Raw genomic sequence first — 17,657 nt, forward strand, 5'->3', positions numbered from 1 at the left:
GTGCTGGAGGATCTCGACATCGAGGCGCTCGCCGATCGCGCCGCGACGGGCGACGCCGCCGCGCTCGACGCGCTGCTGATCCGGATCGGCCCGCAGGTGCTGCGGCAGTGCCAGCGCTTCCTGCCGTGCCACCAGGACGCCGAGGAGGCCTGCCAGGACACCCTGCTGCAGGTCGCGCGCAACATCGCCGGCTTCGCGGGGCGGTCGAGGTTCAGCACCTGGCTCTACTCGGTCACCGCCAACTGCGCCCGGCAGACCTACCGCAGCCTCAAGCGCCGGGCCGCCGAGCAGGCCACGCCGGTGCTGCCCATCGACGCCGCCGACCCGCGCACGACGAGCGTGATCGCGGGCTCCCGGCTGGATCTGCTCGACGCCCTGGAGCGGCTGGAGGCCCACCGGCCGGAGCTGGTCGCCCCGCTGGTGCTGCGCGACCTGTGCCAGCTGACCTACGACGAGATCGCCGAGCACCTGGCCGTGCCGGTGGGCACGCTCAAGTCCCGCATCCACGACGCGCGGCGGCACGTGCGGGCCTCGCTGCAGGCCGCCTGACGCGCGGTTTCAGCGGCTGTAGAACTCCACGATCAGCTGCTCGTCACACAGCACGGGGATCTCGTGGCGCAGCGGCAGCCGGATGAGCCGGGTGCGCAGGCCGGGCAGGTCGGTGTCGAGGTACGGCGCGGTCCGCTCGCCGGCGTGGGCGCCCGCCGCGGCGATCTGGAACGGCGTCTTGGCCCGGCTGCGCTCGGCGATCTCGATGACGTCGCCGGGGCGCAGGCGGGCCGAGGGGCGGTCCAGCCGCCGCCCGTTGACCAGCACGTGCTGGTGGGTCACGACCTGGCGGGACTGGTAGATGGTGCGGGCGAAGCCGGCCCGCAGGACCAGCGCGTCGAGCCGGGTCTCCAGGTCGGCGATGAGCTCCTCGCCGGTCTTGCCGGGGCGGCGCACGGCCCGGTCGAACGCGGCGCGCAGCTGGCCCTCCCGGAGGTTGTACTGCGCCTTCAGCCGCTGCTTCTCCAGCAGCCGGACCTTGTAGTCGCTGACCTTCGGCCGGGCGCGGCCGTGCTGGCCGGGCGGGAAGGGGCGGCGCTCGAAGTACTTGACGTCCTTGGGGGTCAGCGGGATGCCCAGCGCGCGGGCGCGCCGGACCTTGGGTCGCGACTGGTTCACAGCTCTCCTTTCGACTAAGGTAAGCCTAACCTTAGGAGGTCGGATGTCCAAGCTGCCCACCCCGGCCGAGCGCCTGCGCTCCCTGCTGGCCGCCGCCGGCTCGCTGACCCTGCACGTGCCCGGGCGCCAGTGCGACCTGGTGGGCGCCCATCGCGTGGAGGGCGGCCGGATCCATTTGGAAATCCCGGATGGGGTACCCGTGGAGCCGGACATCGCCGCCGTGCTGGAGCTCACCGACATCGCGCCGACCCCGGTCCGCTCGCGGATCCGCGCCCGGGCCACCCTCGGCGGCTGGCTGAGCGTGCCGCCCGCGGGCACGGCCGTGCTCGACCTGGCCGAGGCCACGCTCTACGACCCCGCCTACGGCCGCGACGCGGAGATCTCCGTCGACCCCGACGACTTCGCCGCGGCGGTGCCCGATCCGCTGGCCGAGTCCGAGGCGGACCTGCTGTGCCACCTGCACTCGGCGCACCCGGACGCGATCGACCGGCTGGCCCGGCTCGTACCCCCGCATCACCTGCACGGGGTGCACCGCATCCTGCCGGTCGGGCTCGACCGCTACGGCGTGGTCCTGCGGCTCGAGTTCGCCGGGCGGGCCCGCGACGTCCGGCTCCCGTTTCAGCAGCCGCTGCACCGGGCCGCGGAGGCCGGCGAGCGCATGCAGGAGCTCTACGCCCGGGCGCGCTGCTGCCACGGCGGGCACTGACCCGCACGGAAAAGGGCCGCCGCCCGACTGACCTTCGGGCGGCGGCCCTCGCTACCGGTGCCGGCTCAGCAGGCGCCGTTGTCCGTCCAGACACCCTGGCCGTTGTTGCCGGGGATGTCCCCCTGGGTCCACCACTTCGCGGTCCACTTGTGGCCGCCGTAGGAGACCGTGGCCCCGCCGTTGTAGGCCGTCGTCGACACCCAGGCGGGCGGGCAGCCACCCGGCTGCGTCGTGCCGCCGCCGCAGGTGCCCTGGTCGACCCACACGCCGGAGGAGGAGGCGCCGGGCACCTCGTTCTGCGTCCACCACTGGGCCCGCCAGGTGTGGCCGTTGTACGACACGATCGCCCCGCCGTTGTACGCCGTCGTGGCCACCCAGGCCGGTGCGCTGCAGGCGCCGGTGGTCGGCGACGGGCCGCCGGTGGTCGGCGGGGGCGGCGGGACGGTGGTGGGCGGCGTGGCGCCGGCGAAGCGGGCGGTGTACTTCGTGAACTCCCACGCCGTCTGCGGCACGCTGCTGCAGGTGCCCGACGTCGTGCTCTGGTTGGGGTCGGCGCACTGGCGGTCGCGGTTGACCGACCAGTAGGTGTACCGCGCCAGGTGGTGCGAGGTCGCGTAGTCGAGCACGGTCTGGAAGTCGGCCTGGCGGAAGTACTCGCCGGCGTCGCTGCGGCCGTTCATCATCGACACGCCCTCGCGGGCGTAGGCGGTCGCGCTGTCCCAGCCGAACGTGCTCGTCAGGATGCCGTGGAACGCCTCCAGGGCGGTGACCTGCGACGACGCGCCGTTGAAGCCGCCGTCGAAGGGCATGATCGAGTAGTTGTTCGGGGTGAAGCCCAGGCTCTTGGCGTCGTTGAGCATCTGGGTGCCGAACCAGCCGGTGCCCGCCGCGGTGCCGGCCGTGGTCACCGAGACATACAGCCCGGGGTTGTTGCGCTGCAGGATCTGCGCGGCGCCGAGCTCGTTGTGCACGGCCGCCGCGTTCTCGTACTCCGGCTCCTCGAGGTCGAAGTCGATCGCCTTGAGCGCGTACTTGGTGACGACCTGCTGATATGCGGCGGCGGTCGCGTCCGGCGAGCCGCAGGTCTGGCCGAGCTTGGTGCCGCCGTAACCGCCGATCGAGACGCTCACGTCGCCGCCGTTGGCGCGGATGCGCGAGATCAGGTTGGCCGCGTCGGTGTCGGCGGAGACCGCGCGGGTGCCGTCCCAGGTCGGGGTGCAGCCGCCGCCGTTGGGCGCCAGGATGAACGCGAGCTGGAAGGCCTTCTGGCCGGTCGCGTTCATGACCTCGACGGCGTCGGGCGGGCTGTTGTCGAACGGCATCAGGTACGGCGCCGAGGCGTACCAGTTGCTGGTGAGTGCGGCCGATGCGGTCTGCGCGTTGATCACGCCGATGGTCGTCGCACCCAGCGTTGCGGCGGCGGTCAGCGCGAGGGGGATCAGTGTTTTGCGTTTCATGGACCCCTCCACGGACTTCGCTAACTGTTAACAAAGTTTAGCGTTGTGGTGGAAGTTACAACCTCATCGATGTGTCCGCAAGTGCTTGTTCACTGTCTGCCCCGCGCGAGCGCGTCCACCCGCCGCAGCGCGTCGGGCAGCCGGTACGGCCCGCTCATCTCCCGCACGTAAGCCACGGCGGTGTCGAGAGGCAGGCCGGCGGCCGTGACGTAGAGCGGCTTCTCGGCGCCGCCCCGCCGGACCGCGACGGCGTGGGTCGCGGTGCGGAACGCGGTCTTGGCCACCCCGATGACCGGCAGGCCCAGCGCCGCGTGGACATGCGCGCCGAGGCCGGGGCGGCCGTCGGGGTCGAGGTCGACGTACCCGTCCACGATCAGCAGCGACAGCGGCGCCACGCCGGCCAGCACGGCGCGGATCGCGGGCAGCTCGCGCTTGTAGAAGGCGCCCGGCTCGTAGGGCGCCGCCGCTTCCAGCCAGCAGACCCGCTCCTGCACGATCGCCGGGAACGTGGGCGCGTCACCGACCACCAGCGCGGCCCGCGCGCCGCCGGTCGCCGGGTAGTCGACGTCGACCGCCCCGGTCCTCACGGGACCAGCCCGAGCCGGCGTGCCGCCGCGGCGGCCTGGGTGCGCGAGGCCGCCGACAGCTTCGCGAGGATCGCCGAGACGTGGTGCTGGACGGTCTTCTCCGACAGCGTGAGCCGGGCGGCGATGTCGGCGTTGGACAGCCCGTCGGCGAGCAGCCGGACCACCTCCGCCTGCCGCGCGGTCAGCCCGGCGGCGTTGGCCGCGGTCGCCGGGCGCGGCCCGCGCGGCACCCCGGTCACGCCCCGGCGGCGCAGGTCGCCGCGCATCCACTCGGCGGTCCGCCGCGCGCCGAGCGCGTCCAGCACGGCCAGCGCCTCGCCCGCGGCGGCGGCGTCGCCCAGCGCCAGCGCGTGCACCCTGGTCAGCACCCGCCCGCCGCGCCGCCACGCCTCCGCGGCCGCGCGCCAGTCGCCCGCGACGAGTGCGGCGAAGGGGCCGTGCGCGTGGCCGGGCGGTTCGCCGGTGGCACGCCACAGGCGATGTTCGATTTCCGAGGTGTACCGCATGTGCCCGCTCCGAATCGCCGGCTCCAGCCCACGGCGCGCCTCGTCGGCGGCCCGGTCCGGCGCCCCGTTGACCAGGAAGTGCTCGGCCCGGGCGATCGCGACCGGTCCGATGCGCTGCAGCTCGCCGGTGCGCAGCGCCAGCTCGAGGGCGCGGTCCAGGGTCTCCGGCGCGGCCGGGTCGCCGCGGCCGGACTCGACCCGCCCCTTCGTCACGTAGGCCGGCACGACCGCCACGCCGATCAGGTTCGGCCGGGCCAGGGCCTCGCCGGCGTCGGCGAGCGCCCCGTCCCAGTCGCCGCGCTCGTATCGCACGCAGGCCCGCACGCCGAACAGGTACTGCACGTAGCCGTCCAGGTCGTGCGCGGTGGCGTACCGCAGCGCGTCCTCGACCGCCGCCGCGGCCATGGCCAGGTCGTCGGCGAGCCACACGTCGTTGGCCGCCCGGTTGACCAGTGCCCGGGCCGCGTGGTCGACCAGCCCGGCCGCGGCCGCCCGCCCGTGCAGGCGCACCAGCTCGCCGGCCGCGCCGGGGTCGCCCTCGGTGAGCCGCGCGGTGGCGACGTTGGTCGCGGCGTGCAGCTCGGTCTCGACGTCGCCGAGCCGCCCGGCCAGCTCGGCCGCGCGGGTGCCCCACTCGACGGCCGGCCCGAGCTCGTTGGCGAGCATGTGCAGCTGGGAGCGGTTGCTGTAGGCCATCGCCAGCTCCCGCCCGGGCGGCAGCCGGCGCAACGTTTCCACCGCCCGCTCGGCGGCCGAGCGGGCCAGCGCCGCGTCGCCGCTCCACCAGGCCAGCCGGGAGATCCAGCGTTCGTTCTCGCCGACCCGCTCCCACTCGCCCCGGCCGCGGCGCAGCTCGACCGCCTCCTGCCGGGCGGCGAGCGCCTCGGTGGACAGCCCGGCCAGGTAGGCCTGGAACGCGAACGCCTCCAGCAGCTCCGCGCCGGCCGGGGGCGCGGTGGCGAGGATCGCGCGGTAGTGGGCGGCGGCCTCGCGGTGGGCGCCCTGGGCGGCGGCGGCCTCGGCGGCGATCCGGGAGTACCGCCGCAGCATGGGAATGTCCTCGGCGAGCCCGGCGTGGTGGGTCAGGCGGGCCGGGTCGGCTCCCGTCCTGGTCGTGAGGTGCTGCAGGGCGCGCCGGTGCAGGGCGCGGCGCCGGGCCGGTGGCAGGGCGTCCTCGACGACCCTGCGGAAGAGCTCGTGGCGGTACCCGACGCCGCCGTCGACCGCGACCAGGACGCCCCCGGCCACGCAGCGGTCGATCGCCTCCGCGTCCGGTCCCTCGGCCGGCACGTCGAGGCGCTGCAGGACGGCGGCGAGCTCGGCGAGATCGCACGCCTCGGACGGCAGGCGGCGCAGGCGGGCCAGGACGAGGTCCTGCACCGCACCACCGCCGACGGCCGGGTCGTCGCCGGCCAGCGCCTCGGTGACCAGCAGCGGGTTGCCGCCGGTGAGCGCGAAGACGGCGGCCGGGTCGCGGCCGGCCCGGGCCGCCTGCTCGGCCACGCACTCGCGGGAGAGGCGGCGCAGCGCGATGCGGCGCACGACGTCGCGCGGGAACGCGGCGAGCGCGGCGTGCAGCGGGTGGCCGGCGGTCTCGTCGTCGCGGTACGTCAGGATCAGCAGCGCCCGCAGCCGGTCGATCCGCCGGGCGAGCAGCACGAGCAGGTCCAGCGTCGCCGCGTCGGCCCAGTGCAGGTCCTCGACGACGATGACCGGCGCCGGCCCGGGCCGCTCGAGCGCGTCGAGCAGCGCCGCGAACAGCCGGCCCGGCGGCTCCTGCGCGGCCAGCGCCGCGGCGAGCGCCCCGCCGGCTTCGCGGCCGATGTCGTGCAGCGGGCCGAGCGGGCGCGGCGTGACCAGCGGGTCGCAGGCGCCCTGCCAGACCCGGCCGCGCCGGTCCGCGGCGAACGCGCGGACCAGGCTGGACTTGCCGATCCCGGCCTCGCCGGCGACGAGCGCGATCCGCCCGCCCGCGCGGCACAGCCCGTCGAGCTCGGCCAGCGCGCCGGCGCGCTCCCACAGCGCCATCGGGCTACGCCACGCGGCCCGCGGCCCGCTTCTTGTCCTCGGCGACCGACTCGGCCAGGTCGGACAGGTTGAGGCCGAGCACCCGGGCGAGCGCGGCGACCGTGAAGAACGCCGGGGTGGCGATCGCCCCGCGCTCGATCTTGCGCAGCGTGTCGAGGGAGATCCCGGCCTCGAACGCGACCGCCGCCGCGCTGCGCGCCCCGCGCGCCTGCTGCAGCAGCCGCCCCAGCACCAGCCCGCGGTGGCGCTCGTCATCGGTCAGCGGGTTGCGCACCATGTGGACGATGATAATCCTGGTATTAGAATATCCGACATGGTGGTGCTGAAGAGTGCGGCGGAGATCGCGACCATGCGCGAGGTCGGCCGGGTGGTGGCGCAGACCCTGCGGGCCGTGAGCGAGGCGGCGGTCCCCGGCGTGACGCTGCTCGAGCTGGACGAACTGGCCCGCACGATGCTCGCCGAGCACGGCGCGAAGTCGTCGTTCCTGCACTACCACCCGTCCTTCGCCCCGGTGCCGTATCCGGGCGTGCTGTGCCTGTCCGTCAACGACGCGATCGTCCACGGCATCCCGGACCGCCGCCGGCTCGAGCCCGGCGACCTGCTGTCCATCGACTTCGGCGCCCACATCGACGGCTACCACGGCGACGCCGCCGTGACGGTCGGCGTCGGCGAGATCGACGCCGCCGCGCAACGCCTCTCCGACACCTGCCGCGAGGCCCTCGACGCCGGCATCGCCGCCGCCCGCCCGGGCAACCGCCTCGGCGACATCTCCCACGCCGTGCAGACCGTCTGCCGCGCCGCCCGCTACGGCATGCCGACCGGCTACGGCGGCCACGGCATCGGCACCGCCATGCACGAGGACCCGCACCTGCCCAACGAGGGCCGCCCCGGCCGCGGCCTGCCGCTGCGCCCGGGCCTGGTGCTGGCCATCGAGCCGATGGTGGTGGAGAGCGGCTCCGACCGGCACCGCCTGCAGCGCGACGGCTGGACGGTGTCCACGGTGGACGGCTCCCGGGCCGCGCACTGGGAGCACTCGGTCGCCATCACCGACGACGGCCCGGTCATCCTGACCGCTCTGTAGCCGGCGGCGCGGCGGCGGGATCGACGCCGGTGGTGACCCATGGCCGGGCGACGCGGGCGATCTCCGCGTCGGAGGCGTGGACGAACGCGTCGAGCTTCAGGAAGTGCCGGGCGATGGTGAGCCCGAGGATGCTGCTGACGATGAGCGCGGCCCGCAGGTCGGCATCGTCGCCGCCCATGGCGTGACTCAGGTTGGCGACCCGCTCGTTGAGGAACGCGCTCATCGAGGCCGCCGCCTCGGGCGCGGTGAGCATGGACCGGACGAGGGCTCTGGTCTGCGGGGGCAACTCCGCGAGCCGGACGTCGAGCACGTCGTGCAGATGGGCCTCGATCTCGCCCGGGCCCGTTTCCTCCAACTGGATGGCGACGGCGAAGAGGGCCGCCTTCGACCCGTAGTGCTGCATGACCAGGGACGGGTCGACGTTCGCCCGCTGGGCGATGCGGCGGATGGTGCTCGTCTCGAGGCCGTGCTCGCCGAACTCCGCCCGCGCCGCGTCGAGGATGCGCTGCGCGGTGGCCGCCCGCTTGGCCGCTCTGCTCTGTGGTGCGCTCACCGCTTCACTCTACCGTTGTTGAGCGAATCGTGTATGGTTGGCTCAACAAGCGATGAGCGAGGAGCGGACAACAGCGTGAAGATCATCGCGATCGAAGAACACTGGAACAGCGTCAGCATCCGGGACGCGCTCGACCGCCTGCCGGACGAGGCCCGTGACGAAAGCGTCGCCTTCAACACCATGGGCGACAACCAGGCCCGGCTCGAGGACATCGGCCAGGGCCGGATCGAGGCGATGGACGCCGCCGGGATCGACGTCTCGATCCTGTCCGTCGTCACCCCGGCCACCCAGGCCCTCCCGGCCCGGGAGGCCGTCGCGCTGGCCCGGGACGCGAACGACGAGGCCACCGACGCCGTCCGCGCGCACCCGGCGCGCTTGCGCGCCTTCGCGACCCTGCCGACCGGCGACCCGCAGTCCGCCGCCGCGGAGCTCGAGCGATGCGCCACGCGGCTGGGTCACGTCGGCGCCATGCTGCACGGACGCACCGGCGCCCGCCCGCTGGACGACCCCGCCTACGACGACCTGCTCGCCACCGCGGCCCGCTTGCGCCTGCCCATCTTCATTCACCCGCAGATCCCGTCGAACGAGCTGCGCGATGCCGCTTACCGGGGCCTCGATCCGCTGGTCGACCTCGGCCTGGCGACGTTCGGCTGGGGCTGGCACCTGGACGCGGGCCTGTCCGCGCTGCGGCTGATCCTGCGGGGCACCTTCGACCGCCACCCCGACCTTCAGCTGGTGCTCGGCCACTGGGGCGAGATGCTGTTGTTCTGGATGGACCGGGCCGACAGCCTCTCCGGCATCGCGAAGCACCTCGAACGCCGGGTCTCGGACTACATCAGGACCAACATGCACATCACCAGCAGCGGGATGCTGCAGGAGCGCCTGCTGCGCCACACCCTCGACTTCACCGCCGCCGACCGGGTGCTGTTCTCGACCGACTACCCGTTCCACCGCCCCGACGCGGCGGCGGTCGGGCAGTTCTTCGACGCCATCCCCGACCCTGCGGACCGCTCCAGGATCGCCGCCGGCAACGCGGAAGCCCTGTTCCACCTGGCCTGACGCCAACGCCGAGCGGCCGGCCCCCGTCCTGGGGTGCCGGCCGCTCGAATGCTTGTCAGCCGGGGCTGTCAGCTGGGGTGGTTAGTTGGAGGCGACGCCGAGCTGGGCCTCGCCACCGTGGAACACCGTGCCAGAGGTGAAGTCACCCTCGAACCGCGACTGCAACGCGTCGAGGTTGTCGAACTCCGCCACGTGCGAGTTCTCCGACCCCTCCGCCGCGAACACGTGATCGTCGACCTCGGCGTTGTGGCTGTAGTTGGTGTAGTCATCCGACTCGTAGTGCACCGCCGCCGGCTGGTCATACTCCACGTGGTGACCCTGCGAGAAATCCGTCGACTCCGCCGCGTGGTGATCCTGCTCGTACACCCCGAACTGGTTGTTGTAGTCCGCCTCCGAGCCGTGGTCCTGGTGCAGCTGGTCCAGACCCTCCGCCTCATGCCCCGACTCGAACTGCCCGTAGTCGACGTCACTCATCGCTCTATCTCCCTGACCTCTTGCGTTCCGCTGATGACAACGACACTACGGACCCCGAGATCCACCCGAATCCCGGAAACGTGCCACCGCACCAACCACGTTTCGGCCCCCGACCACCCGCCCAAACCGAGGCGGTGACGCCATTTCTCTCCGCGATCACGCACGACGTCCGTCGACACCACCGCTTTTCCATGATCGCGGAGACATATGGTACGTATAGGTACATAAATCTTCCGCGATCACGGAAAACGCGTGACCCGGACGGTGGCGGCAGCATGATCGCGGAGGGTTTTGTCCGGCACGACGGCCCCGCTACAGCTCGAAGAGCGTTTCGGTCTGCGGTGGGTCGAGGACGTTGCGAAGTTCGCTGATGGTGGCACGCCACACCGGGTCGTCCCTCCAGCCGTCGGCGAGCCAGGACGGTGCCGTCACCAAGCGGTCCAGGGCGTCGACGGCCAGTTGCCTGAGGTAGCCCGGGAACCGCGGCATTGGCATGGCTGGACCGTAGGTGGAGCGTACCGGCGCGCCAGCGGGACACTGGGCTGCGACCAGCGCGGCCGCTGCCACGGCGCGGGGCGCGTCACCACCGTCGAGGTCTTCGGTGATACCGGTGGTAGCAATGCGTTCCAGCACGGCGCCGATCATCGCGATGCGTCCCTGCGCCGTCGCTTCGTCCAGCTCGTCGGCGAAATCCGCGGCGTCGTCGTTGCCGAACGGACCGGAGTCCCAGAAGCCCATGGCTCACACCTCCCGCACCACCCACGGCGGCCGGCCGCCGTGGGGGCCGGCCGCTTGTGGCGGGTGGGTCAGTTCGGCAGGGTCAGGGGCAGGGGGACGACGCGGGACAGCTGGGCCAGCGGGGCGTCGGCCAGGATCGGGGCGATCAGGGTCCGCATCCGCTCCGCCGACGGGCCGTAGAGATACAGGGCCGTTTCGGTCGGGCCCTCCCAGTACGACTGCATCTCGCCCTCCTCGCCGAGGGCGTCCAGCAGGTCCGTGACGAGATCGTTCGGGTCCGCGGCGGTGTAGACCTCGTCCGGCAGGTCGGTGCCGTTGAGGTACAACGCCAGGCCCTCCGTCACGCCGAACTCGACCGGTGGCCGCTCGTCCAGCCGGGCCCGCGAGCCCTTCGGCGCCCCCTGCGCCTCCAGGGCGGCGATGACCAGGGCCAGCACCGCGCTCGGGTCGCCCTCCAGGTCGAGGTCGATGTCGCTGGAGCTCGGCTCGTGCTCGGCGGTCAGCATGGTGCCGCCGCCGGTGACCTTGCAGCCGGGGGCGTGGGTGTCCAGGGCGTCCTGCAGCGGGTCCTCGTACTGCTCGCCGCGGTCCAGCGGGCGGAGTCGGGCATTCAGGGTGATCAAAAGACGGCTCGGCACGCCCGGCACCCTACCGTATCGGCCGGTCGGCGTAGGTCGCCGTCGGTCCCCTACGGCCGCTACGCGGGGGTGCACGGGATGGTGGCCGACAGCAGGGTGCCGCCGCCGGTGGGGCTGGTGATGGTGAGGTGTCCGCCGAGTGCCTCGACGCGGTCCTGGAGGCTGGTGAGGCCGGTTCCGCGGTTTGGGTCGGCGCCGCCGGCGCCGTCGTCGCGGACCGACAGGTGCAGGGTGTCGTCCCGGGTTGCCGCCTGCACGTGGGCGACCGTGGCGTGGGCGTGCCTGGCCGCGTTGGTCAGTGCTTCGGACACGACGTGGTAGGCGGCTACCTCGACCACCGGGGGCATGCGCGGGCAGGTGTGGAGGTCGAGGTCGACCGGTACCGGCGATCTGCGGGCGAGTGCTTTGAGCGCGGGTGGCAGGCCGCCCGCGGCAAGCAATGCCGGATGGATGCCTTGCGCGATCTCCCGCAGGCTGTCCACGGCGTTGTTCAGGTCGCACAGGGCGCGCGACAGTTCCGCCTTGGTCGGCTCCAGTTCCGGCGGCAGGCCGGCCCGCGTGGCACCGAGCTGTATCGCGACGGCGAGGAGATGCTGCAATGCGCTGTCGTGCAGGTTGCGTTCGATGTTCTGGCGAGCCTGGTCCGTGGCGGCGACGAGCCGGGACCGGGACGCGGCGAGCTTGGCCTGGCTGTCGGCGTTGACGATGGCGGTGGCGGCGAGGCCCACGAAGGCCGCGACGCGGGCCTCGGTGTGGGGCGGCAGCGGCTCGGGCCGGGCAGACACCACGGCCGCCACACCCCACAGCCGCCCGTCGACCACGATCGGCGCCCCGACCCCGGAGTGGACGCCCAGCTCACGAGCGAGTGCGGCGGCCGGGCCGGCGGCGGCGTCGTAGCTGTCTATCCGGGCGGGGCGGCCGGTCCGGCGTACCAGCGCCGTGACGGTGTCGCCCCCGACCGGCCAGCGCATCTGTTCCGCGCGCAGGTCGGACAGGCTGGTCGAGACGAGGCTGGCCGTGCGGTCAGGTTCGTAGCGATACAGCCACGTGCTGTGCTCGCCGAGTAACCCGTGCAGCTCTGTCGTGATGGCGTCGAAGACCTCGGGCGGACGGCCACCAGACGCCACGAGCTTCGCCACCCGCCCCACCGCGGCTTGTTCGGCGGCGAGCCGGCGCAGGCGCTCCCGGCTCGCGTCCAGCGAGTCCAGCACGGCGGCACGTTCGCAGCCGGCGTGCAGCAGCGACGCCAACGACGGCACGATGCGCTCCCGCAGCCGCCGCATCGTGCGTTCGGACACGTCGACCGGCGCCACCAGGGTCCCGAGCGGGGTGTGACCGGCCCGCAGCGGGAACGCTGCGTGCCGGTCATCGCTGGGGACGGCGGCGAGGTGGATCGCCGCGTACGGCAGTTCGACGGATCGTGCGATCCGCTGTGCGACCGCGGGCAGCACCGCGGGCAGGTCGTCCGCGTGCAGCAGCAGCCGGGCCAGTTCGGCGGTGAGATCGGACTCCTCGGCCTGGACGGTGCGCAGCCGGGACAGGTCCGCCACCGCGCTCGTGGCCACCGCGACGATGAGCAGGACCGCCAGCCCGACGATCTGCCGTATGTCGGGGACGGCGAACCTGTTGACGGGCGGGAGGTGAAAAAAGACGAACGCCACCATGCTGGCCGCCGCGGTGGCCATCCCCAGCCGCATTCCCCACACCACCGAGGTCACCAGCACGCCGGCGATGTAGATGACGATGTAGACCAAGCCCGGGAAGAACGGTGCCATGACCGCCCGGAGTGGATAGACCAGGAGGGTCTCCACCACGATCAGCAAGGAGGCGACCGCGATCCCCAGACTGAGGGGCGGGGGTGTCGGTCGCACCAGCCGTGACAGCGAACCGACAGGCACTTGGGCCATTTTAGTCCGATATTCCGGTCACGTCGCACGCTTGCTGCGGACGGCCGCGCTCGACCGGCCATCACGAAGATCGCCAACTAGCCGCGCGGTTGAGGAGTGAGCAGCGGCGGCGCCGACGGCGGGTGGAACGGCGGGGGGTTCTCCACGCCCGCGGCCCGCTCCAGCAGCGCCACCAGGCCCGCCCGGGTCGCCACCACGACCATCGTGTGCGTGCGGTCCAGGGTCCGCCAGCGGTTCTGCTCGGGCGCCCAGAAGGTCTGCACGCCCACGCCGCGCCCGGCCCGGCCGGTCTGCACCGCGACCAGGCGGACCAGGCCGGGCTCGCTGACCTCGCGGAAGTAGTGGCCCTCCAGCTGTGAGCCGGCCCCGACCGGCACCTCGGCGACGAGCAGCACCCGGCGGCCGACCGGGATCGTGTCGATGACCTCGCTGCCGACCATCGAGGCGGCGAAGGCGGGCGCGGCGAGGTACGACACGCTGCGGGACAGGTCCATGTCGAACGCCGTCTTGATCCGCCGCGCGAAGTCCTCCTCGAACAGCCGCAGCACGACCCGCAGCTTGGCGTCCGGGTCGGCGCGGCGGGCCAGGTCGCGGCCCAGCAGCGCGGCCTCCAGGTTGGTCACGTCGGCGGTGGTGACCAGCACCAGGCAGCGCGCGGTGGCCACCGAGGCGGCCAGCAGCGTGTCCGGGTTGGTGACGTTGCCGATGATGACCGGCAGGCCGAGGTCGCGGGAGACCTGCACGCCGCGGGCCCCCTCGTCGCGGTCGACGGCGACCACCTCGATGCCCAGGTCGTGCAGCTCGCGCACCACCCGGGTGCCGACGTTGCCCAGCCCGACCACCACGACGTGGCCGGCGACCGGCTCGGTGAGCCCGCCGGCGGCGATCGCCAGCCGGGCCTTGACCACGATGCCGACGACGGCCGCGGTGAGCGCCGGGATGAGCGCCACGCCGGCCACCACCAGCACCAGGTCGACGGCCTGGGCCACGACCGGGTCGCCGACCTCCGGGTTGGCGCCGCCGAGGGCGGTGAGGACGGCGAGGTACATCGCCTTCCAGGCCCCGACGTGCCGCGCCGCCGCCACCGCGACGGTACCCAGGGCCAGCACGGCGACGGCGGTGCCCAGGATGCGGCGGAGACCGCCGCCCAGCAGCAGCCGCGACGCGCGCAGCGGATGCCGGCGGGGGCGGCGGCGCTCCACCACGCGCTGCCCGTAGACGCTGGTCAGCACCAGGTCCGCGGCGTCCTCGTCGGCGGGCAGGCTGATCCCCTCGGCGGTGATCGACAGCCCGCAGCGGATGTCGCCCGGGTTGGCCTGCGACCGGTCGACGGCCAGCAACTGCTGGCCGTCGGAGAGCCGGATCGGGCGCGGGTTGGTGTCGCCGAGCGCGGCGGCGACGAAGGCGGGCGCGGCGATCTCCGACGCCGACAGCACCGCGCAGTTGGACAGCCGCTCCACCACGCCCGCGCCGAGCACGGTGTTGAACATCCGCAGCACGACCCGGATCGTCGGGTCGACCTCGCGGGCGATGAGCGCGGCGTCGACGTTGGCCACGTCGTCGGTGTCGACGAACGCGATCGCCTCGGCGTCGGTCAGGTCGGCCGCCTCGAAGACGGCCCTGGTCAGCTTGCGCGCCGCGATCACCACGGGCCCGATGGCCGGGTCGTCGTCGGCGCGGATGTCGGCGATCTCCGGAGCCTGGTTGGCGGTCAGGTCGGGCAGAATGACCGTCACCTGGGCGGAGTAGGTGTTGATCAGCTCGCCGACCAGCCGGCGGGCGAGCGCGTTGTCACCCCAGACGACGAACTTGCGCACGGTGGCGATCGTATCGACGGCGCGCCACTAACAGAGTGGGGGGAAGCCGTCGAGAAGGTTGACGTTGTACACCAGGATCGCGAAGTCGCCGACGTCCTGGCGCTCCACCGGCTGGCCCCACACGTGGACGGCCTGCTCCGGGCTGCCGTAGATCGTCCGCTTCTTCTCGAACACGACGAACCGGGCGTCGTGGGCCTTCGCGTCGTACATGCTCCGCTCCGCCTGCCAGCAGTAGGGGCCCAGCCCCTGGCCGTTGCCGGCGACCGGGACCACGGTGACCCGCCGCCCGGTGGTGACCGTGATGTTGTTCGACACCCAGTAGGTGCCCAGCCCGTAGGACAGGTTGCGCGCGCGGAGGAAGTCGGCGACCTCCTGCGCCTCGGCCGCCGGTGCCCGCGGCGGCGTGTAGGCGACCAGCCCCACGACGAAGATCGCGAGCACCCCGGCCAGCACGCCCCGCCCGATCCGCCGCAGCCGGCGCGCCCCGCCCGCGGCGAGCCACGGGCCGGCCAGGCGGGCGGCGAGGACCGCGCTCATCGGCAGCACCGGGGAGATCTCGCGGGCCGCGTAGAGGTCGCTGGAGAGCGTGGAGACCACCTCCGCGCCCAGGTCGGCGGCGATCGCGGCGATCAGGATCGTGTCCACCCGGTCGGCGGTGCCGCGCACCGCCCGGACCAGCGTGACGACGAACGCGGCCACCGCGACGAGGGCCCCGATCACGTGCAGCACCGCCAGGCCCTGCTCGACGACCGGCGGCTGCCAGCCCGGGCTGTGCGCGCCGAAGATGATGCCGGCCATGTGCGCGGTCGTGTATGCCCGATCCGGCCAGTCCGACACCTTCGACAGCTCGACCGGCGGGTGCGGGAACTGGTATGCCCCGAGCCGGTCCAGCAGCAGGCGGGAGCCGCGGGAAATGGCCACCGAGACGACGCCGGCCAGGGCCAGCGCCAGCTCGTGGCGCAGCTCCGGTCCGCGCGAGCGCACGGCCCGGTAGGCGCAGACGGCGATGAGCGGCACGGCCCCGACGAAGGTGACCAGCACGTCGCCCATGGCGCCCCAGCCGAGCAGGACCGCGACCAGGATCGGGGCCCAGACCCGGTGCCGCAGGCGGTCGACCGTGAGCCAGGCGAGCAGCAGCGGCACCGCCGAGCCGGTGTGGTTGGGGTTGGACAGCAGGGTCACGTAGCCGATGCCGGGCGCGGGCAGCAGCAGGATCGTGACCGCCACGCCGACGCGCAGCCACGCCTCGAGGCCGGTGGCCCGCCCCTTGGCCAGGACCGCCGCCAGGAACACGATCATCGTGTAGGTGATCGCCGCCGTGATGTGGATCTGGTCCGCGGTGATGCCGGTGACCCACTGGACCATGCCGTACTGGATCAGCTCGGTCGGGTAGAACGACACGTCGGAGAGTGCCCAGCCGCGCAGCAGCGGGTTGCCGTGGAAGATGTCCCAGGCCTGCAGCGCGTTGCTGGCCCCGTCGGCGTTGACCGGGACGGCCCGGGCCATCCGCAGGTACGCCAGGAACAGCCCGACGGCCGCCAGCGCGCACCCGATGCCGATCATCACCCGTTGCCGCACTGGGGCAGGGTAGCTGATCTCCTCCGATCACTCGTAATCGTCGGCGAGCTCGCGATATGCGGCCAGTACCACCTCCGTCCGCTCGACCAGGTCCGGCTCCGGCCGGGAGCGCAGCGAGCCCAGCAGCGCGTCGGCGGTGGTGACCCGCAGCCGGGCCCGGGTCTGCGCGGAGCGGTACTCGAGGAAGTCCTGGCAGAGCACGGCCAGCCGGCGCAGCTGCGCGGACCGGCGGCGCACCTCCGCGTCGACCTCGGTGAGCCGGCGGGCGATCTCCGCCTGCCGGTCGGTGACCGCGCTGAACAGGCTGCCGGCGCCGATCGGCTCGCCGACCGAGGCGCGCAGGTCGCGGTCGGCGGCGCGCAGCTCGCCGCGCTCGGCGAGGGCGTGCGCGAGTTCCCACAGCGCCCGCTCCAGCGTCGGCGTCGGGTCGGCCGGCTCGGCCATCCGCTCCAGGGCCGGCCAGGTGAGCCGGATCCGGTCGGCGTTGGCCGCGGCGGTCTCGAAGTCGGTGCGATCGCGGGGATCGGTGAGGTACCGCCGCATCGCCTGCCCCCGCCGGGTCGGCGTGCGCACCAGCAGATACCCCACGAGCAGGAACATCGTCGCGGCGACCAGGGCCAGGAAGGTGCGGATCACGGCCGGCGGGGCCAGCCAGTTGATCGCCAGGGCCACCGCGGCGGCGGCGGTGAGGCCCGCCGCATAGAGCGCGTGGACCCACTTGTCGGCAGGCCAGAAAGGCCCGGCGGGGGTACCGCGGGAGCCACGGCCGGCCGGCGCCTCGTCCCCGATCGCCGCCAGGCTGCGCTCCACCCCGCTGCCGCCCCGGCGCAGCACCCCGACCCGGAAGCCCCGCAGATACTCGATCATCGCGCGGGCCGTTGCCGCAGGTGCGCCACGGTGCTCGCGGCGAGCAGCGCGACCAGCGCGCCGTAGATGCCCCACCCCACCCCGCCGAGCAGGGCCGCCGCCGCGGCCGCCGGGATCGACAGCGGGCCGAGCCAGCCGGGCAGGTGGTGCGCCGGCCCGGCGGCGAGTGCCACCAGCGCGGCGGCGGCCAGGCCGAACAGCGGCGCGTAGGGCTGCGGCACCATCCCGGCGAGCACGCCGGCCAGCGCGATGCCCAGCAGCGGCCCCAGCCACGGCAGGACCGTCAGCAGGCCGACCGCCACCGCGGCGGCCTCCGCGTGCGTGACGCCGCACATGGACAGCGCGGGCCAGGCCACGGCGGCCGCCAGCGCGCCCCACAGGCAACGGTGGGTGGCGGCGGTCGCGGTGCCGGCCCGGCGTCCCGGCCGCCTTCCGGGCCGGGGCCGCGGCTCCGGCCCGGCGTCGACGGCCTTCACCAGAGTCGCCGACGCGTG

18 protein-coding genes are annotated in these 17,657 nt (G+C 73.6%); 4 read left to right on the plus strand and 14 right to left on the minus strand.

Translation table 11 applies throughout. The annotated features are described in order from the left end of the window. Positions 1-549, plus strand: a complete 549-nt coding sequence (locus tag ACQPXD_RS03870) for an RNA polymerase sigma factor (RefSeq protein ID WP_432834867.1) — start codon at positions 1-3, stop codon at positions 547-549. Positions 550-558: 9 nt separating this feature from the next. Here ACQPXD_RS03870 and rpsD read toward each other — a convergent pair whose 3' ends face one another. Beyond that, positions 559-1,167 (minus strand): 30S ribosomal protein S4, encoded by a 609-nt coding sequence (rpsD, locus tag ACQPXD_RS03875; RefSeq protein ID WP_432834869.1) that lies wholly within the window; start codon positions 1,165-1,167, stop codon positions 559-561. Between the two features lie 43 nt (positions 1,168-1,210). Between rpsD and ACQPXD_RS03880 the strand changes: the two genes are divergently transcribed. Then, entirely contained in the window at positions 1,211-1,873 is a 663-nt protein-coding gene (locus ACQPXD_RS03880; RefSeq protein ID WP_432834871.1) for a DUF2470 domain-containing protein, read from the plus strand. Between the two features lie 65 nt (positions 1,874-1,938). Here the strand turns inward: ACQPXD_RS03880 and ACQPXD_RS03885 are convergent, their stop codons facing one another. From ACQPXD_RS03885 to ACQPXD_RS03900, 4 genes are all read right to left on the minus strand, one after another. Then, the gene (locus ACQPXD_RS03885; protein ID WP_432834873.1) at positions 1,939-3,330 is read right to left on the minus strand and encodes a chitinase; all 1,392 of its coding nucleotides are present in this window, start codon (positions 3,328-3,330) and stop codon (positions 1,939-1,941) included. An 89-nt stretch (positions 3,331-3,419) separates the two neighbouring features. Then, entirely contained in the window at positions 3,420-3,917 is a 498-nt protein-coding gene (locus ACQPXD_RS03890; protein WP_432834875.1) for an endonuclease V, read from the minus strand. Beyond that, on the minus strand, positions 3,914-6,451 hold the full coding sequence (locus tag ACQPXD_RS03895) for an ATP-binding protein (RefSeq protein WP_432834877.1): 2,538 nt from the start codon (positions 6,449-6,451) through the stop codon (positions 3,914-3,916). The genes ACQPXD_RS03890 and ACQPXD_RS03895 overlap by 4 nt, the downstream gene beginning before the upstream one ends. Before the next feature lie 4 nt (positions 6,452-6,455). Continuing rightward, a complete protein-coding gene (locus tag ACQPXD_RS03900; protein ID WP_432834879.1) occupies positions 6,456-6,728 on the minus strand; it encodes a helix-turn-helix domain-containing protein in 273 nt (90 codons plus the stop codon). Positions 6,729-6,764: 36 nt separating this feature from the next. Between ACQPXD_RS03900 and map the strand changes: the two genes are divergently transcribed. Next, positions 6,765-7,532 carry a type I methionyl aminopeptidase gene (map, locus tag ACQPXD_RS03905; protein ID WP_432834881.1) on the plus strand — a complete coding sequence of 256 codons (768 nt, stop codon included), beginning with the start codon at positions 6,765-6,767 and terminating at the stop codon, positions 7,530-7,532. Here the strand turns inward: map and ACQPXD_RS03910 are convergent. Continuing rightward, complete coding sequence (locus ACQPXD_RS03910; protein ID WP_432834883.1) at positions 7,513-8,085, minus strand: TetR family transcriptional regulator; 573 nt, start codon at positions 8,083-8,085, stop codon at positions 7,513-7,515. The genes map and ACQPXD_RS03910 overlap by 20 nt on opposite strands. Before the next feature lie 75 nt (positions 8,086-8,160). Between ACQPXD_RS03910 and ACQPXD_RS03915 the strand changes: the two genes are divergently transcribed. Further along, positions 8,161-9,144: an amidohydrolase family protein gene (locus ACQPXD_RS03915; RefSeq protein WP_432834885.1), complete on the plus strand. Its 984-nt coding sequence runs from the start codon at positions 8,161-8,163 to the stop codon at positions 9,142-9,144. A gap of 81 nt (positions 9,145-9,225) precedes the next feature. On the opposite strand, the gene ACQPXD_RS03920 is transcribed toward ACQPXD_RS03915, so the two are convergent. From ACQPXD_RS03920 to ACQPXD_RS03955, 8 genes are all read right to left on the minus strand, one after another. Then, positions 9,226-9,618, minus strand: a complete 393-nt coding sequence (locus ACQPXD_RS03920) for a hypothetical protein (protein ID WP_432834857.1) — start codon at positions 9,616-9,618, stop codon at positions 9,226-9,228. A gap of 312 nt (positions 9,619-9,930) precedes the next feature. After that, a complete protein-coding gene (locus ACQPXD_RS03925; protein ID WP_432834887.1) occupies positions 9,931-10,356 on the minus strand; it encodes a DUF4259 domain-containing protein in 426 nt (141 codons plus the stop codon). A 68-nt stretch (positions 10,357-10,424) separates the two neighbouring features. Then, positions 10,425-10,994, minus strand: coding sequence for a hypothetical protein (locus tag ACQPXD_RS03930; protein WP_432834889.1), 570 nt, complete (start codon positions 10,992-10,994; stop codon positions 10,425-10,427). A 59-nt stretch (positions 10,995-11,053) separates the two neighbouring features. Further along, positions 11,054-12,892, minus strand: coding sequence for a sensor histidine kinase (locus ACQPXD_RS03935; protein ID WP_432834891.1), 1,839 nt, complete (start codon positions 12,890-12,892; stop codon positions 11,054-11,056). An 86-nt stretch (positions 12,893-12,978) separates the two neighbouring features. After that, positions 12,979-14,718: a potassium channel family protein gene (locus tag ACQPXD_RS03940; RefSeq protein WP_432834893.1), complete on the minus strand. Its 1,740-nt coding sequence runs from the start codon at positions 14,716-14,718 to the stop codon at positions 12,979-12,981. Between the two features lie 27 nt (positions 14,719-14,745). Continuing rightward, a complete protein-coding gene (locus tag ACQPXD_RS03945) occupies positions 14,746-16,296 on the minus strand; it encodes a hypothetical protein (protein ID WP_432834895.1) in 1,551 nt (516 codons plus the stop codon). A gap of 27 nt (positions 16,297-16,323) precedes the next feature. After that, entirely contained in the window at positions 16,324-17,163 is an 840-nt protein-coding gene (locus ACQPXD_RS03950; RefSeq protein ID WP_432834897.1) for a hypothetical protein, read from the minus strand. Then, entirely contained in the window at positions 17,160-17,639 is a 480-nt protein-coding gene (locus ACQPXD_RS03955) for a hypothetical protein (protein ID WP_432834899.1), read from the minus strand. The genes ACQPXD_RS03950 and ACQPXD_RS03955 overlap by 4 nt, the downstream gene beginning before the upstream one ends. Positions 17,640-17,657 lie beyond the last annotated feature (18 nt).

It is taken from the genome of Dactylosporangium sp. CA-092794 (assembly GCF_050948465.1).
Classification (GTDB): domain Bacteria; phylum Actinomycetota; class Actinomycetes; order Mycobacteriales; family Micromonosporaceae; genus Dactylosporangium.

Excerpts from the sequence above, each read along its gene's own strand:
- ACQPXD_RS03880 (WP_432834871.1), top strand. The coding sequence starts at position 1,211 with ATGTCCAAGCTGCCCACCCCGGCCGAGCGCCTGCGCTCCCTGCTGGCC.
- ACQPXD_RS03885 (WP_432834873.1), bottom strand. The coding sequence starts at position 3,330 with ATGAAACGCAAAACACTGATCCCCCTCGCGCTGACCGCCGCCGCAACG.
- ACQPXD_RS03895 (WP_432834877.1), bottom strand. The coding sequence starts at position 6,451 with ATGGCGCTGTGGGAGCGCGCCGGCGCGCTGGCCGAGCTCGACGGGCTG.
- ACQPXD_RS03900 (WP_432834879.1), bottom strand. The coding sequence starts at position 6,728 with ATGGTGCGCAACCCGCTGACCGATGACGAGCGCCACCGCGGGCTGGTG.
- map (WP_432834881.1), top strand. The coding sequence starts at position 6,765 with ATGGTGGTGCTGAAGAGTGCGGCGGAGATCGCGACCATGCGCGAGGTC.
- ACQPXD_RS03920 (WP_432834857.1), bottom strand. The coding sequence starts at position 9,618 with ATGAGTGACGTCGACTACGGGCAGTTCGAGTCGGGGCATGAGGCGGAG.
- ACQPXD_RS03925 (WP_432834887.1), bottom strand. The coding sequence starts at position 10,356 with ATGGGCTTCTGGGACTCCGGTCCGTTCGGCAACGACGACGCCGCGGAT.
- ACQPXD_RS03950 (WP_432834897.1), bottom strand. The coding sequence starts at position 17,163 with ATGATCGAGTATCTGCGGGGCTTCCGGGTCGGGGTGCTGCGCCGGGGC.